The organism is Limnohabitans sp. (assembly GCF_044361645.1).
GTDB lineage: Bacteria > Pseudomonadota > Gammaproteobacteria > Burkholderiales > Burkholderiaceae_C > Limnohabitans_A.
The window spans coordinates 1-15,210 of record NZ_JBIKIL010000094.1 but is presented as its reverse complement, the minus strand read 5'-3'; the positions used below and the strand labels follow the sequence as shown (position 1 = coordinate 15,210).

The following is a 15,210-nucleotide window of genomic DNA, read 5'->3' as shown; positions in this document are numbered from 1 at the left end:
GCCTACAAAATTTTGTCCAAGGTCTTCAACTTTGACAGCAGCGAGGTGGCTGCCAACCCGGTGCATTTGATGTACGTGCTGGAGCAGCAGATCGGGCGTGAGCAGTTTCCTGCCGAGACCGAGCAAAAGTTCATTGCCTTCATCAAGGAGCAGCTTGCCCCGCGCTATGCCGAGTTCATCGGCAAGGAGGTCCAGACCGCCTACCTTGAAAGTTACAGCGAGTACGGCCAGAACATCTTTGACCGTTATGTGACGTATGCCGATTACTGGATCCAAGACCAGGAGTACCGCGACGCCGACACCGGAGAGGTCTTCGATCGCGCCTCGCTCAATGCCGAGCTGGAAAAAATCGAAAAACCTGCTGGCATTGCCAATCCCAAGGACTTCCGCAACGAAATCGTCAACTTCGTGCTGCGCGCCCGCGCCAATAACGCTGGCAACAACCCCTTGTGGACCAGCTACGAAAAACTGCGCTCGGTGATCGAGAAAAAAATGTTCTCAAACACCGAAGAACTTTTGCCTGTGATCAGCTTCAATGCCAAGTCCAGTGCGGACGAGGCCAAAAAGCACGAGGACTTTGTCGCCCGCATGGTGGCCAAGGGTTACACCGGCAAGCAAGTACGGCTGCTGTGCGAGTGGTATCTGCGCGTGCGCAAGAGCAGCTGAGCAGCTGTCCATCGGGCTTTCGACGAGCAACAAGCAAGGGAGAAGGGCGGTAGATCATGACACTACAACAAATAATCGACCGGCGTGAGGCCGGCAAGAACAAGTCCATAGGCAATCGCGAGCGATTTTTGCGACGCAACAAGACGCGCATCCAGGACGCGGTGCGTCGCGCGGTGCAAGACCGGGGCATCCGTGATCTGGCTCGAGACGAGGACATCCGCATTCCTCGCAAGGACCTCAACGAACCCCTTTTTCAGCACGGTCCGGGTGGCGTGCGCGACGTGGTTCACACGGGCAATCAAGAGCATGTCACCGGCGACCGCCTGCCTCGTCCTCGTGGCGGCCAGGGCGGTGGCCATGGCTCACAGGCCAGCGACAGCGGCGAGGGCGAGGACGATTTCGTCTTTACCCTGAGCAAGGATGAGTTCATGCAGATCTTCTTTGAGGACCTCGCACTGCCCCACCTCATGCGCACCCAGCTGGCTGACACACCCGAATACAAAACTCACAGAGCTGGTTACAGCACAGGCGGCACGCCCAATAACCTGGACATTGTGCGCTCCCTGCGCGGTGCCCATGGAAGGCGCCTGGCCCTGGGTGCCAGCTCTCGGCGGGAGCTGGCACAGGCGGAGCAAGAGGCCGCCATGCTGCGCCGAAACCACGCCGATGACCCTCTGAAGCAGCAGGCATTGGCCGAACTCGAGCAGCGCATGGAGGAGCTGCGCCGACGGATCGAGCGCATTGCCTTCATCGATCCACTTGACCTTAAATTTCGCAGCCGGGTCCGCGTGGCCGTGCCCAGCACCAAAGCCGTCATGTTTTGCGTGATGGACGTTTCCGCATCCATGGACGAGCAACGCAAAGACCTGGCCAAACGGTTCTTCATGCTCCTTTACCTGTTCCTGACGCAACACTACGAGCGGATCGACCTGGTCTTCATTCGCCACCACACCCAGGCTCAGGAGGTCAGCGAACACGACTTCTTCCATTCGCGAGAATCGGGGGGTACCGTTGTCTCCAGCGCTCTGAGCCTGATGGCCGACATCGTGCGCGCGCGTTACCCGTCGAGCGAATGGAACATTTACGGCGCGCAGGCCAGCGATGGCGACAATTGGGAAGGTGACAATGTGCTTTGTCAGCAATTGTTGCGCGATCAACTGCTGCCTGCGTGCCGCTATTTCGCTTACGTGCAGGTGGTCGACGAGGACAAGCCCTTGTGGGCCGCCTATGAGACCCTGGCCAGCGCCCCTGCCAACTTTGCCATGCGCAAAGCCGCCCAGCCGCAAGCCATTTATCCGGTGTTTCGCGAGTTGTTCAAACGCGAGGGAGTCAAATCATGACAGTCCACCCCTTACCACCCCTGGCTCGCCCCGAGCACCCTTTACCCGCGTCCAGTGACTGGTCGTTTGAGCTGATCGAGCAATACCACGAGGTCATCCGCGCCACGGCCGAGCGCTTTGGTCTTGACACCTACCCCAACCAGTTGGAGATCATCACCGCCGAGCAAATGATGGACGCCTACGCCAGCGTGGGCATGCCAGTCAACTACCGGCATTGGAGCTTTGGCAAGGAGTTCATTAGCACCGAGAAAAACTACAAGCGGGGTCACATGGGGCTGGCCTATGAAATCGTCATCAACTCCAACCCCTGCATCAGCTACTTGATGGAAGAAAACACCTTGGCCATGCAGTCCTTGGTGATCGCCCATGCCGCCTATGGCCACAACAGCTTCTTCAAGGGCAATTACCTGTTTCGCATGTGGACGGACGCCGCCTCCATCGTCGACTACCTGGTCTATGCCCGCAACTACGTGGCCGAGTGCGAAGAGCGCCACGGCTTGGAGACAGTCGAGCTATTTCTAGACTCCTGCCACGCGCTGCAAAACCATGGTGTGGACCGTTATCGCCGCCACAGCAAGCGCAGCTTGGCCCAAGAGCTGAACTTGCGCAAGGAGCGCGAGGCTCACGCGCAGCAGCAGGTCAATGATCTTTGGCGCACCCTGCCTCGTCGCGCTGGCGAGTCAGAAACCGAAGTCACCACCCAACGTTTTCCGAAGGAGCCCGAAGAAAACCTGCTGTATTTTATTGAGAAAAACGCTCCTCTGCTCGAGCCCTGGCAGCGGGAAATCGTACGCATCGTGCGCAAGACGGCGCAATACTTCTACCCCCAGCGCCAGACCCAGGTCATGAACGAAGGCTGGGCCACCTTCTGGCACCACACGCTGCTCAACACCATGTACGACAACGGCTTTCTCAGCGACGGCACAATGATCGAGTGGCTGAAGTCCCACACCAACGTGGTCTACCAGCCCAAGGTGGGGGAGCCCGGCTACCGCGGTTTCAACCCCTACGCCCTGGGCTTTGCCATGTTCACCGACATCAAGCGCATCTGTGAGGCACCCACCGACGAGGACCATCGCTGGTTTCCGGAGATCGCAGGCCAGCCCTGGCTGCCAGTGCTCCATGACGCGATGCGCAACTTCAAGGATGAGAGCTTCATCGGCCAGTACCTCTCCCCCAAGCTGATGCGCGACTTTCGCCTGATTGCGCTGCGCGATGACGAGCAAGACTCGCACATTGTGGTCACGGCCATTCACGACGACGAAGGCTACCGGCGCTTGCGCGAATCGCTTGCCCGACAGTATGACCTGGGGGCTCGCGAGCCCAACATCCAAGTGTGGAACGTGAACGTGCGCGGCGATCGCAGCTTGACTCTGCGCCACAGCCAACACAACAACCGGCCCCTGGACTCAAGCGTGGACGAGGTGCTCAAGCACGTGGCCCGCCTATGGGGTTTCGGCGTTCAGCTCGAAAGCATGAACATCCGCGGTGAGCTCAAGGCGCAGTGGGCCGTGCCTGCACCCTCCGCAGGAGGGTGAGCTTCAACCTCAAAAAGCGGTAACCCACTCCCCAGCAACTGATCGGGCGACAATTTTGTCTCGTTCATGGGGGCCAGCTTCATGAGTGCAGCGGGCCTGAACGACTGGGTGGCCGAGTCGCACGCCGACTCTGTGCGCATTGCTTCAAGTATGGCGCGTAAATGCCAGGCTTTGCTGACCCTCAAACGCGGTTTGCGCGAACGTGTCTGCAGGCCGCCTCGGCCTGGGACATCGACCAATACTCCCGCGATTTTGAAAATACCCTGCGCCAGATGTGGCTGGCGCATGCACAGGCGGTCAGTGTGCTTGGTGGTAAGTCACAAAACTGAAGGGCAGGCCGCTGGTGGCCACATGCGATTCGCGCGCTGTTTCTTGCCATGCCCGTGACAAGGTGGGCGCGAAGGCGTCGCCTTCAAACTCGGCATCGATCTCGGTCACCACCGCGGTGCTGGCCAGGGGTTCGGCTTGGCGGTAAATCTCGGCGCCGCCGATGACCCAGGCGTCGGGCGCATCACCACACAGGCGCATGGCCTCTTCGATCGAATGTGCCCGCAGGGCGCCTTCGGTCTGCCAATCGGTTTGGCGGGTGACCACGATGTTCAGGCGACCGGGCAGGGGGCGAAAGCGTGCGGGCAGCGAGTCCCAGGTTTTGCGCCCCATGATGACCGGTTGGCCAAAAGTCACGCGCTTGAAGTGCGCCAGGTCTTCGGGCAGGTGCCAGGGCATCTGCTTGTCATGGCCGATCACGCCATTGCGGGCGCGGGCATAAATCAGGTGAAGTTTCATCAAACAGCCACGGGTGCTTTGATGGCCGGGTGGCATTCATAGCCCCGCACTTCAAAGTCTTCGAACGCGTAATCAAAAATCGAATCGGGGCGGCGCTTAATGTGGAGCGTGGGGTAGGCCATGGGTGCGCGGCTCAGTTGCAGCTCGACCTGCTCATGGTGGTTGCTGTAGATGTGGCAGTCACCACCCGTCCAAATGAAGTCGCCCAGGTCCATGTCGCACTGCTGGGCCACCATGTGGGTGAGCAAGGCGTAGCTGGCGATGTTGAAGGGCACACCCAAAAAGATGTCGGCGCTGCGCTGGTACAGCTGGCAGCTGAGCTTGGGCTTGTCACCGGCATTTTGTGGTGGGGCCACATAAAACTGGAAGAAGGCGTGGCAGGGCATCAAGGCCATTTGGTCCAGCTCGGCCACGTTCCAGGCGCTGACGATGATGCGGCGCGAGTTGGGGTTGTTTTGCAGGGTGTCCATGACTTGCTGCATCTGGTCGATGTGACCGCCACCGGGTGTGGGCCAACTGCGCCACTGTACGCCATACACAGGGCCCAGTGAGCCGTCCTCGCGGGCCCACTCGTCCCAAATGCTGCAGCCGCGCTCTTGCAGCCATTTCACATTGCTGTCGCCGCGCAAAAACCACAGCAGCTCGACGATGATGGCCCGCAAAAACACTTTTTTGGTGGTCACCAGCGGAAAGCCTTCGTTCAGGTCAAAGCGCATTTGGTGGCCAAACACGCTGCGCGTGCCGGTGCCGGTGCGGTCGCCTTTTTGCACGCCTGTGGTGTAGACATGGCGCATGAAGTCTTCGTATTGGCTGCGTATGGGGCGTTCAGGGGTGGTCATGGCTGGATTTTAAAGGGCCGTTGAAAGGGGCAAGTTCAGACCAGCACCCGCCCAGGGTTCATGAGGTTGTGCGGGTCCAGCGCCAGTTTCACGGCGCGCATCATGGCCAGGGCGGTCGGGTCTTTGTAGTGCGGCAGCTTGGCCGCTTTGAGCGCGCCCACGCCGTGCTCGGCGCTGATCGAGCCCTTGAATTTGTGCACCTGGTCAAACACCAAGGTGTTCACCTTGTCTTCGTAATCGCGCAAGAAGGCCTTTTCATCTGCACCCTCGGGCGCTTGCAAGTTGTAGTGCAGGTTGCCGTCGCCCAAGTGGCCGAAGTCGACCATGCGCACGCCGGGTATTGCGCGGGCCAGCAGGGCGTCGGTCTCGGCCACAAAGGCCGGGATGCGCGAGACCGGGATGCTGATGTCGTGCTTGATGTTCAGGCCTTCTTGCACCTGGGCCAGGGTGATGGTTTCGCGGATGTGCCATAGACCTCGGGCTTGCGTCAGATTTTCTGCAACCACGGCATCGCTCACGCAACCGGCCTCTAGGGCGGCTTGCAGCAGTGATTCAAACTGGCCACGTGCATGCGCCTCGTTTTCGCTGTCCGAGTTTTCCAGCAGCACGCACCAGGGTGTGCCCTGCCACAGGGGCACGCGCAGATGCGGGTAGTGTTTGTCCACCAGGCTGAGCGCGAACTGGCCCATGACCTCAAAGCCCGTCAGGCCAGGCCCCAGGCGCTGGTGCGCCAGACCCAGCAGTTGCACAGCCGCTTGCATGCTGGGCACGGCGGCCCAAGCGGTCAGCTGCGCGGCGGGCAGGGGGTAGAGCTTCAGGGTGGCGGCGGTGATGATGCCCAGCGTGCCCTCGCTGCCGATCATCAGGTTGCGCAAGTCGTAGCCGGTGTTGTCTTTGCGCAGGCCGCTCAAGCCGTGCCAGACCTCGCCTTGCGCGGTGACGACTTCCAGGCCCAAGCACAGCTCGCGGGTGTTGCCGTAGCGCACCACTTGGGTGCCGCCCGCGTTGGTGCCCAGGTTGCCGCCGATGGTGCAGCTGCCTTCTGCACCCAAGCTCAAGGGGAACAAAAATCCGGCATTCTCAGCGGCGACCTGCAGGTTTTGCAGCACACAACCGGCTTCCACCGTGATGCTCAGGTTGGCCGGGTCGATGGCGCGCACCGCGTTCATGCGGGTCATGCTCAGCACGATTTGGGTGCCCGAGTTGTCGGGCACACCACCCACCACCAGCCCGGTGTTGCCGCCTTGCGGCACGATGGATGTGCCGGTTGCAGCGCAGGCCTTGACCACGGCGGCCACTTGCGCCGTGTCGCCGGGGCGCACCACGGCCAGGGCGCGGCCGTGCACGCGTTTGCGCCAGTCTTGCTCCCAGGGGCTCAGGTCAGTGCTCGGGTCATCGTGGGTCAGCACATTGGCCGTGCCACAGATGGCGCGCAGCTGCACAATCAGGTCGATTTGGGGCAGGGTCAAGGAGGTCATGGGCGCAAGCAAGGTGGAGGGACGGGCAGCGGCCTATACGCGTTGCGCCAACGATCATTCTCTGGGCACAGGCACAAAATGGCCTGTGGCTTTGGCGGCTTTGAAGCGGATGCGCACGTGCAATGCGCAGGCCACAAACAAAATGGTGCACAGCAAGGTTTGCAAACCCGCCAGGCCCGAGGACGGCCATGCATCGCTCCAGGCCCGCACCACCCCCTCGGTGAAGTACAGCCACACCAACAAGCTGACCCAGCGGTAGGTGTACATGCGGTTTTTCAGCAAACCGGCCACGGGGATGCACAGTGGCAGCACTTTGATGGCCCACCAGCTGCCGCCTTCGCGCAAAGGGGCCAGCCAAATCTCCCAAGCCAAGCCCAACACAATCAGTCCAATCAAGCTGCCCACAGCCAGCCAACGCGTCAGGTCCAGGCCTGCTGGCGCGGACGATTCAGAAGGGGAGGGGGAGGTTTCGGGCTTGAGGTTCATTGCGGTGGCATCATACCGGGCATGCACTATTCTTTGTCCAAGACCGGCTTGAGCGATGGCACCCGTTTGTGGTGGCAAGAGCTGACGGTGTTTCCTTGGCGTCAAATGGGCCGTGTGTTGGCCGAGCGCTTTCGCGACGCGCGGCTGGGCGTCAGTGCCGGCTCGCTGACTTTCACCACCTTGTTGGCCTTGGTGCCTTTGTTTGTTTTGGGCTTGGCGGTGTTTTCGGTCTTTCCGGTGTTTGGCAAGTTCCAAGACACGATTCAGCGCTGGTTGATTGACAGCTTGGTGCCCGAGAGCATTGCCCGCCAAGTGCTGAGTTATTTGACCCAGTTTTCGCGCAAAGCCAGCCGCCTGGGCACGGCGGGTCTGGTGGCGGTGCTCTTGTCGGCGGTCTTCCTGATGGTGACCATCGAGCGCACGCTGGGCCAGATTTGGCGCGTGCAGCGTCAACGCCCCTTGCCGCAAAGAATTCTGCTGTATTGGTCGGCCATCACGCTGGGGCCGCTGCTTTTGGGTGGCAGCCTGGCCATCACCTCGTACGTGGTCACGGCATCGCGTGATGTGGTCGATGTGCTGCCCGGCTCGGTGCGCTGGTTGCTGGACAGTTTTGAGTTTTTCTTGCTCACTGCCTGCGTGAGTGGGCTGTACTTTTATGTGCCCTACACCCGGGTGCGTTGGCGTCATGCCATCACCGCCGGTTTTTTGGTGGCCGCCTCGCTGGAGCTGGCCAAAAAATTGATGGCTTTTTACCTGCTGGAGGTGCCTACCTATTCGCTGGTCTACGGGGCCTTTGCGGCGCTGCCGATTTTGCTGGTCTGGATTTATGTGACCTGGCTGCTGGTTTTGCTGGGGGCGGTGCTGGCGTCGAGTTTGCCGGAGCTGGGCCGCGAGCAATGGCGCAAACCCGAAGGCGCGGGCTGGTCTTTCAGGCTGGCCTTGGAGGTGTTGGCCGAGTTGAACGCCGCCAAGTTGACGGAGCAGCGGGGCTGGAGTGCCGCAGCCTTGGCCGCCCGTTTGCGGGTGGAGTTGAGCGCGTTGCAGCAAGTTTTGGCCGTCTTGCACGCGCTCGATTGGGTGGGGCGACTCACCGAGCAAAACGACCAGGCCCAGCCACGGCAGGTGTTGTTGATCGATCCAACGCAAGCCCTTGTGGCCCCCCTGGCCGATCGATTGCTGGTGCTGCGCGCCTCGGCAGCCGACCCGCTGTGGGTGCAAACCGGCTTGGACCAGGTTCGGGTGGCGGCCTTGCTGCCCGCAGTGCGGGTTGCTTGACGGGTTTGTTTGAAACCGGGGCGCTCAAAAACTCAAACGCCCGCGCCACATGTCGCGGTACATCACCCAGTCGCCTATGAAACTGTAGAGCGGGCGCTTGAAGCTGGCGGGCTTGTTTTTCTCGAACACAAAATGCCCGATCCAGGCGCAGCCATAGCCGCACAGCAAGGCATATAAAAAGTACTGGGGTTTGCCCGTCACGGCCAGCATGGCCAAACACATCAGGCTCAAAGTGCTGCCCACAAAATGCATGCGGCGGCAAGTACGGTCGCTGTGCTCGCTCAAGTAGAAGGGGTAGAACTCGGCAAAGCTGGCGTGCCGGGGTGCTGCTGTTTGATCGGGGTTCATGGCGTGTCTCCAGGGTGTTCATCGGATGGAAAACGGGGCGTGCAAAAAGCCGCGAAACCGCGCCCGGCCGCCGCGCTGGGGCGCTTGGGTGAGTTGGTAATTTGGAAAGCGTTGCAAAAAGCGGCCAATCGCGATGCGGCCTTCCAAACGTGCCAAGCTCAGGCCCGCGCACTGGTGCACCCCAAAGCCAAACGCCAGGTGCTTGTTGCCGTTGCGGCGCAAGTTGAGTTGTTCGGGGTTTTCATACACCGCCGGGTCGCGGTTGGCCGCGCCAATGCACAGCGTGACCAAGGCGCCCGCAGGCAGATCGACACCATTGACTTGCGTGGCCTGCAAGGCGCGGCGGTTGCCCAGTTGGTTGGACGATTCAAAACGCAAAAACTCGTCCACGGCCAGGCCCATGATCCGATCACGTTCTTCGGCGCTGGCAGCGGCTTGCAGGTCGGCCTGGAGTTGTTCGCGCTGCTCGGGCCATTCCTGCAAGCTGATGAGGGCGTTGCCGATCAGGTTGGTGGTGGTTTCGTGCCCGGCGTTGAGCAGAAAAATGCAGTTTTGCAAAAGCTCGACTTCGCTCAGGGCGTCGCCACCCTGTTCCTTGTCTTTTTCACCCTGGATCAGCCGGGTCAGCACATCGTGCTCTGGGTCATCGGGGTGCTGGCGGCGATGCGCCACCAAGTCGCGCAGATAGGCCAGAAATTCGCTCACGCTGCGGTGGCCCAGCGCTTCTTGTTCCGGCGTGAGGCTGGGCTCGAGCGCCCCCAAAATCGCCAGCGACCAGCCGCGCAGCGGTTTGCGCTCAGCGTGTGGCACACCCAGCAGGTTGCCGATGATCTCGACCGGTATGGCCGAGGCAAAGCCCTCGATCAGGTCGCCGCCACCTTGGGCCTCGATCTTGTCCAGCAGGCTGTCCACCAACAACACCAAGCCGGGCTCCATGGCCTCGATGGCGCGGCGCGTCATCGCGCCCATGATCAGGCGGCGCACCCGGGTGTGCAGCGGCGGGTCGTTGAAAACCAAGCTGTGGGTGTGGTGCTCGAACAGCGGGGCCATACCACTGGCAGTGGCGTAGGGTGGCTGGTTGAACGGGGCGTGGTTGTATTTGGGGCCGAACTCGACTTGCTTGTCGGAGCTGAACACTTTGGCATCGCGGTACACCGCCACCAGGTCGGCGTGGCGGGTGAGGAAATACGAACCATCGGGCATGCGCTTGAAGGGCTCGGTCTCGCGCAGCGCGGCGTAGACCGGGTAGGGGTTGTCCAGAAAGTCGCGCGGCAAAGCCCGCAGGTCCAGCGATTGGGCGATTTGCTGGGCACTCTCGGCCGACAAGGGTGGGGTGATCTGGGCAGTCAGTGTGTTCATGTTTTAAAAAACGCACCCCTGTGTGCGAATGGCCGTGCAGCTCACGGTTTCAAAAAGTCTTTCAGCGCTTGCAACACGCCCTCCGGGGCTTCGGTCATGAGCGAGTGGCCTGCGGGCAGTTTCACCACTTTGGGCTTGGCGCACAGGTCAATCAGGCTTTGCGCGGCCTTGGGTGGCGTCATTTGGTCGGCGCTGCCCAGCACAAACAGGGTGGGGCAAGCCACCTGCGGCATGGCGGCTTCAGCGCCCCGGTAGTCGTCGCAGGCCTTGAAGCCGGTGTGGAACACGTTGACCTGCGTGTTGCTGGCCAGCACGCGGCGCATCAGCGCTTTGCTGCCGCCATACAGCCAGGTGCCAGGCCCCAAGGCCGACGGCGGTGGGGCCAGGGTGGAATGCGAAAAACTGTTGACCATGTCGATCGCCTTGAAGGGCGCGCTGACCGACAGGTCGAGCAAAGCGGGCGACACCGCCATGGGGTAGGCCGTGCCGACCATGACCAGGTGGCTGATGCGCCCCGGATGCAATGCTGCGTCGCGGGCGGTGGCTTCGAGCGCGATGAGCGAGCCAAAACTGTGGCCGATCAACGCGGCTTTTTCGATCTTCATTGCATCGAGCAAGGCGATGACGGTGTCGGCCGCTTCTTCCATGCTTTGCGGCGGTGTGCCCTCGCTTTTGCAGTGGCCGACCAAGTCAATCGCCAGCACGTTCCAGCCGTGGTGCGCCATGTAGCGGGTTTGCAAAATCCAAACGCTGTGGTCGTTCAGCACACCGTGGATGAAAACAGCCGTGGGCTGCGCGGGGTTGAAGGGCTTGCCGCCGGTGTAGGCGTACAGCGGGTGTGTGGGCAGTTGGATGTGCATGGTGTGGGGGGGTCAATGGTCCGGGATCAGGCGTTTGCCCATGCTGACGACTTGGTCGTCTTGATAGCCCAGAGATTGGTAAAAAGCCAGCACTTGGGCGTTGCTGGGGCGCACTTGCAAATTGATTTTGGGGCAGCCCGAGGCCAGCAGCAGGGCTTCGCCGTGCTGCATCATGGCCTTGGCGTGGCCTTGTCTTTGGTGGTCTGGCGAGGTGGCCAGATAGTTGACCCAGCCGCGATGGCCTTCGTACCCAAACATGGCACTGGCCATCAAACGGCCTTGCACTTCACCCACCAAAAACAAGTCCGGACGCACTTGCAGTTTGCGGGCAATGTCTTTGTAGGGATCGTTCCAGGGGCGGGTCAAGTCGCAGGCTTGCCACAAGGCCACCACGGCGGCTTCGTCAGAGCTTTGGTAGGCGCGGATGAGCATGGTCACGCGGCCTTTTCTGCGGCTTTGAGGGCCTTTTTCAGGTCGTCGATCAAATCGTCCGGGTCCTCCAGGCCAATCGACAAGCGGATCGTGCCCGGGCCAATGCCGCTGCTGGCCAGCGCCTCGTCGCTCATGCGGAAATGCGTGGTGCTGGCCGGGTGAATCACCAAGCTGCGGCAGTCGCCCACATTGGCCAGGTGGCTGAAGACTTTCAGGGCTTCGATGAACTTTTGGCCTTGGGCGCGGCTGCCCTTGATGTCGAAGCTGAACACCGAGCCCGCCCCGCGCGGCAAAAGCTTTTGCGCCAAGGCGTGTGAAGGGTGGCTCTCCAGCATCGGGTGGCCGACACGGCTGACCAGCGGGTGGGCGGCCAAAAACTCGACCACTTTGGCGGTGTTGTCCACGTGGCGCGCCATGCGCAGGGGCAGGGTTTCGATGCCTTGCAAAATCAGCCAAGCGGTATGCGGGCTCATGCAAGCGCCAAAGTCGCGCAGGCCTTCGCGCCGTGCGCGCAGCAAAAAGGCGCCTACGGTGCTTTCTTCGCTGAACACCATGTTGTGAAAGCCTGCGTAGGCTTGGCTCAGCTCGGCAAATTTGCCTGATTTATCCCAGTCGAAACTGCCGCCGTCGACCACCACACCGCCCACCACCGTGCCGTGGCCCGACAAAAACTTGGTGGCCGAGTGGTAAACCAGATCGGCCCCGTGGTCAAAAGGCTTGATCAGCCAGGGCGAGGTGAGGGTGGAGTCCACCAGCAGCGGCACACCTGCCTCGTGGGCGATGGCGCTCACCGCTTCGATGTCGAGCACGTCCATGCCGGGGTTGCCCACCGTCTCGCCAAAAAAGAGTTTGGTGTCGGGCTGCACGGCGGCGTGCCAAGCGTCCAGGTCGCCGGGTTTGACGAAGGTGGTGCGGATGCCAAAACGGCTCAGGGTGTAGTGCAGCAGGTTGTGTGAACCGCCGTACAAAGCACTTGAGGCCACGATGTGTGAGCCCGCCCCCATGAGGGTGGCAATGGCCAGGTGCAAAGCCGCTTGTCCGCTGGCGGTGGTAATGGCCCCGATGCCGCCCTCCAAAGCCGAAATGCGTTGCTCCAGCACCGCATTGGTGGGGTTGCTGATGCGGCTGTAGACGTGGCCGGGGCGTTCCAAATTGAACAGGGCTGCGGCCTGATCTGAGGATTCAAAAACAAAAGAGGTGGTCAAGTGGATAGGCACCGCCCGCGCACCCGTGCTCGGGTCGGGCGCGGCACCTGCATGCAGGGCCAAAGTGTCAAAACCGGGATCGCTGTAACCCGCCATGGGAGGCCTCCGTAAAAAGACAGCGCGCTACAGGGTTTGTCTCGCGCATGTGGCTTTCATTGTGGGCTATATTGTTCTTGGGCATTTCAAATTTTCGACCCCAAGGAGACAGAACATGAAAGTCAGCGACATCCTCCGCGTCAAGGGCGGCACCTTGTTCACTGTTCAGGCCGACGAAGCCCTGGCCCTGGCCATGAAAGACATGGCCGAAAAAGACCTGGGGTCTTTGGTGGTGATGGCCAAAGGCAGCTTGGTGGGCCTGCTGACATTCCGAGAAGTGATTCAGCAAATCGTGAAAAACGGAGGGCAGGTGGGCGACACCTTGGTCAGCGCCGCCATGGTCCCCCAGCCCCTGACGTGCACCGGCGACAACGACATCGACGAGGTGCGCCGCATGATGCTCGAGCACCACGCCCGCTACATGCCGGTGATGGACGGCCCCATGCTGATGGGCGTGATCAGCTTTTACGATGTCGCCAAAGCCGTGGTGGATGGGCAGAACTTCGAAAACCAGATGCTCAAGGCCTACATACGCGACTGGCCGGATGGCTCGGCACCGGAAGCAGAAGACGCGAAACTCTGAAGGGATTCCAGTGTGTGCTCAGTTATTGGGCTGCATCCACTCGCTGGTACCACTGAATTTGTGCGAGGAAATTTCACTAGCTGGTCAATGCGTCTTTTGAGTTTTTCACAGTGATGCACAAAGTTGATCCCTAGCACTGCCCCGGGATGTCACCCACGGATTTGCAGCACATTGCCAAGAATGATCCCGGCTTACCTTGGGCCATGGCCAGGTGTTGAGAAGGCGTTTGTGCCGAGGCCAATGGCGCATGTAATGCGGCGCGGCCCAACATGGCGAGACAGGCATTCACAAAGAAATAATGAAGTCGCTTCATAGATCAGATTCATTTTTGATTGGAGTTATTTGCGCCGCAAATTGCCCAAGCTGTTGGACAGTTGTTGCAATGCCTCGGTCATCTCTTTGAGTTTGCGAGCTTCGAGCTCTTCCTTTTCACGCTGCCTGCGGGCTTGGTTTTCCTGAATGCGTCGCTGGTTTTCCGCATGCTGCTCATCCCCCAGCCGCCGTTCTTCTGCTTGGCGTTGCAACTCTTCGGGGGGAACTGCACCACGGCCAGCGGTTTTGGGGGCGTCTATTTGGCGTGCCCCGGGGTTGGCCAGCATGGGACCACTGATGTCGTCGGTATAGGCTTGCATCAGTGCCCAAGGATTTTGATCCCAAATGTGCAACACTTCACTGAGCCATTCGATGTTGAACCGCGCTAAAAACTGTTTGTCCAAAGCCTCTAAACGAACCGTTTCTTTTTGGATTTTGTCCAGAATCGAGGGCAAGCTGTAGTTGGGATCTGACCGTCGGGTTGATAAAATGGACTTCCCAGTCTCGTCGAGCAAAAACAAATACCCGCCTTGGTTCAAATACAAGCGCAAGCCAGCAAAACGCCCGTCTTTGAGCCAGCCTACCCGCATGCCAATCCCCTCTCGGCTCACCCCATCGTTGTCTTGAACACGCCATCCCAGGCCGTAAATGATGCTGTCATGGTGGACTTTATCTGGGCAGTACGCTCGCTGTATCGGAAGGCTTGCCGACTTACCCGTATTCCTCAATTGCACCTGTTGCACTGCATCGGTTGTGGGGTGATAGAGGATGCAGCCATTACTGTCGGTCAGCCGCAAATCATCGGTTTTGACGGACGGCTGAGCCCATGCGGCTGGTGTCAAGCCATACAGGCAGATCAGCACGGTCAATAGGAGGCCCAAGTGGCGGGGTGCTTGCAGCAACGGCATCATGAATTGACCCCCCGCATCAGTTATGGCACCGGGCTTCAATGCCCTTGCCCAACACAAACACCGAATCGACTGGCCAAGAGGGATCTTTGCAGGCGAACCAATACACCATTTCAGTGTTGCGGTTGTGGGCGGCGCTGGACTTGCCAGGACCAACCGCATCCGCACCGATGCCGTGCTTCTTTTCGCAATCATGAGACGATGCCCACGAATCTTTCTTGGGCTTGAAGTTGCAGAAATCGTAATTGACTTTGTAGTCGCAAGTGTTTTTAAACCCACCAAACAGCCCCGGCTCTTTGTCAATTTCGATGCAACTGTGCGCCTGCGCCGCATCGTTATGGGTCCTGCGCTTGCCTTCACGGGCTTTGTCGGCGCGGGCTTGGTTTTGCTGGGCGAGTTGCTGCGATTGTTGAGATTGCTGTTGGGCCTCTGCGCTTCGCGGTTGGTCTTCTATCTGCGTGCTGATTCGATGTTGTGGTTGGACGGATGATTTTGCAGCAGTGGTTGAACGATTATTTATGAAATCTAAGCTCCACTTATTCATGCACATTTCCCATAGGTGGTAGCTAACATGCGCCCTTGCCCTGGTTGGACCGAAAGTCAGTAGTGTCCGGTTTATTTGACTGCCAACCCGCGCCAAGCGAGTAACGGCAAGGGTTTCAAAGGTTTCATGGGTGTCCACGATTTGAATTTGATTTT

At 60.1% G+C, this 15,210-nt stretch carries 15 protein-coding genes and 1 pseudogene; 5 read left to right on the top strand and 11 right to left on the bottom strand.

The genetic code is table 11. The features are described 5' to 3' along the window. The 3 genes and pseudogenes from ACIQ39_RS14080 to ACIQ39_RS14070 form a co-directional block, all read left to right on the top strand. Positions 1-666 (top strand): annotated as a pseudogene (locus ACIQ39_RS14080) (PrkA family serine protein kinase); the annotation flags it as partial. 56 nt (positions 667-722) lie between these two features. After that, positions 723-2,006, top strand: coding sequence for a YeaH/YhbH family protein (locus tag ACIQ39_RS14075; RefSeq protein WP_396435233.1), 1,284 nt, complete (start codon positions 723-725; stop codon positions 2,004-2,006). Further along, complete coding sequence (locus ACIQ39_RS14070) at positions 2,003-3,544, top strand: SpoVR family protein (protein WP_396435232.1); 1,542 nt, start codon at positions 2,003-2,005, stop codon at positions 3,542-3,544. Before ACIQ39_RS14075 ends, ACIQ39_RS14070 begins: the two co-directional genes overlap by 4 nt. A gap of 297 nt (positions 3,545-3,841) precedes the next feature. On the opposite strand, the gene ACIQ39_RS14065 is transcribed toward ACIQ39_RS14070, so the two are convergent. Genes ACIQ39_RS14065 through ACIQ39_RS14050 form a run of 4 tightly spaced genes read right to left on the bottom strand, consistent with a single transcriptional unit; the run spans position 3,842 to position 7,133 of the window. Next, positions 3,842-4,330: a dihydrofolate reductase gene (locus ACIQ39_RS14065; protein ID WP_396435231.1), complete on the bottom strand. Its 489-nt coding sequence runs from the start codon at positions 4,328-4,330 to the stop codon at positions 3,842-3,844. Next, positions 4,330-5,169, bottom strand: coding sequence for a thymidylate synthase (locus ACIQ39_RS14060; RefSeq protein ID WP_396435230.1), 840 nt, complete (start codon positions 5,167-5,169; stop codon positions 4,330-4,332). The genes ACIQ39_RS14065 and ACIQ39_RS14060 overlap by 1 nt, the downstream gene beginning before the upstream one ends. A gap of 35 nt (positions 5,170-5,204) precedes the next feature. Further along, positions 5,205-6,647: an FAD-binding oxidoreductase gene (locus tag ACIQ39_RS14055; RefSeq protein ID WP_396435229.1), complete on the bottom strand. Its 1,443-nt coding sequence runs from the start codon at positions 6,645-6,647 to the stop codon at positions 5,205-5,207. Positions 6,648-6,701: 54 nt separating this feature from the next. Next, positions 6,702-7,133, bottom strand: coding sequence for a DUF2069 domain-containing protein (locus ACIQ39_RS14050; RefSeq protein WP_396435228.1), 432 nt, complete (start codon positions 7,131-7,133; stop codon positions 6,702-6,704). A 21-nt stretch (positions 7,134-7,154) separates the two neighbouring features. Here ACIQ39_RS14050 and ACIQ39_RS14045 point away from each other — a divergent pair, with 21 nt between their 5' ends. Continuing rightward, positions 7,155-8,408, top strand: a complete 1,254-nt coding sequence (locus ACIQ39_RS14045) for a YihY family inner membrane protein (protein WP_396435227.1) — start codon at positions 7,155-7,157, stop codon at positions 8,406-8,408. 24 nt (positions 8,409-8,432) lie between these two features. On the opposite strand, the gene ACIQ39_RS14040 is transcribed toward ACIQ39_RS14045, so the two are convergent. From ACIQ39_RS14040 to ACIQ39_RS14020, 5 genes are read right to left on the bottom strand one after another with little or no spacing between them, the layout of a single operon-like run. Further along, a complete protein-coding gene (locus ACIQ39_RS14040; RefSeq protein WP_396435226.1) occupies positions 8,433-8,756 on the bottom strand; it encodes an Mpo1-like protein in 324 nt (107 codons plus the stop codon). Between the two features lie 18 nt (positions 8,757-8,774). Next, complete coding sequence (locus tag ACIQ39_RS14035; RefSeq protein WP_396435225.1) at positions 8,775-10,115, bottom strand: cytochrome P450; 1,341 nt, start codon at positions 10,113-10,115, stop codon at positions 8,775-8,777. Between the two features lie 41 nt (positions 10,116-10,156). After that, positions 10,157-10,975 carry an alpha/beta fold hydrolase gene (locus ACIQ39_RS14030; RefSeq protein ID WP_396435224.1) on the bottom strand — a complete coding sequence of 273 codons (819 nt, stop codon included), beginning with the start codon at positions 10,973-10,975 and terminating at the stop codon, positions 10,157-10,159. A gap of 12 nt (positions 10,976-10,987) precedes the next feature. Next, a complete protein-coding gene (locus tag ACIQ39_RS14025) occupies positions 10,988-11,407 on the bottom strand; it encodes a GNAT family acetyltransferase (protein WP_396435234.1) in 420 nt (139 codons plus the stop codon). Between the two features lie 2 nt (positions 11,408-11,409). Beyond that, on the bottom strand, positions 11,410-12,708 hold the full coding sequence (locus tag ACIQ39_RS14020) for an O-acetylhomoserine aminocarboxypropyltransferase (RefSeq protein ID WP_396435223.1): 1,299 nt from the start codon (positions 12,706-12,708) through the stop codon (positions 11,410-11,412). A gap of 115 nt (positions 12,709-12,823) precedes the next feature. Here ACIQ39_RS14020 and ACIQ39_RS14015 point away from each other — a divergent pair, with 115 nt between their 5' ends. Then, positions 12,824-13,291, top strand: coding sequence for a CBS domain-containing protein (locus ACIQ39_RS14015; protein ID WP_396435222.1), 468 nt, complete (start codon positions 12,824-12,826; stop codon positions 13,289-13,291). Positions 13,292-13,629: 338 nt separating this feature from the next. On the opposite strand, the gene ACIQ39_RS14010 is transcribed toward ACIQ39_RS14015, so the two are convergent. Both ACIQ39_RS14010 and ACIQ39_RS14005 read right to left on the bottom strand, forming a co-directional pair. Next, positions 13,630-14,193 (bottom strand): hypothetical protein, encoded by a 564-nt coding sequence (locus ACIQ39_RS14010; RefSeq protein WP_396435221.1) that lies wholly within the window; start codon positions 14,191-14,193, stop codon positions 13,630-13,632. Positions 14,194-14,530: 337 nt separating this feature from the next. Then, positions 14,531-15,210 (bottom strand): hypothetical protein (locus ACIQ39_RS14005; RefSeq protein ID WP_396435220.1); only part of this gene is annotated, 680 nt, incomplete at its 5' end.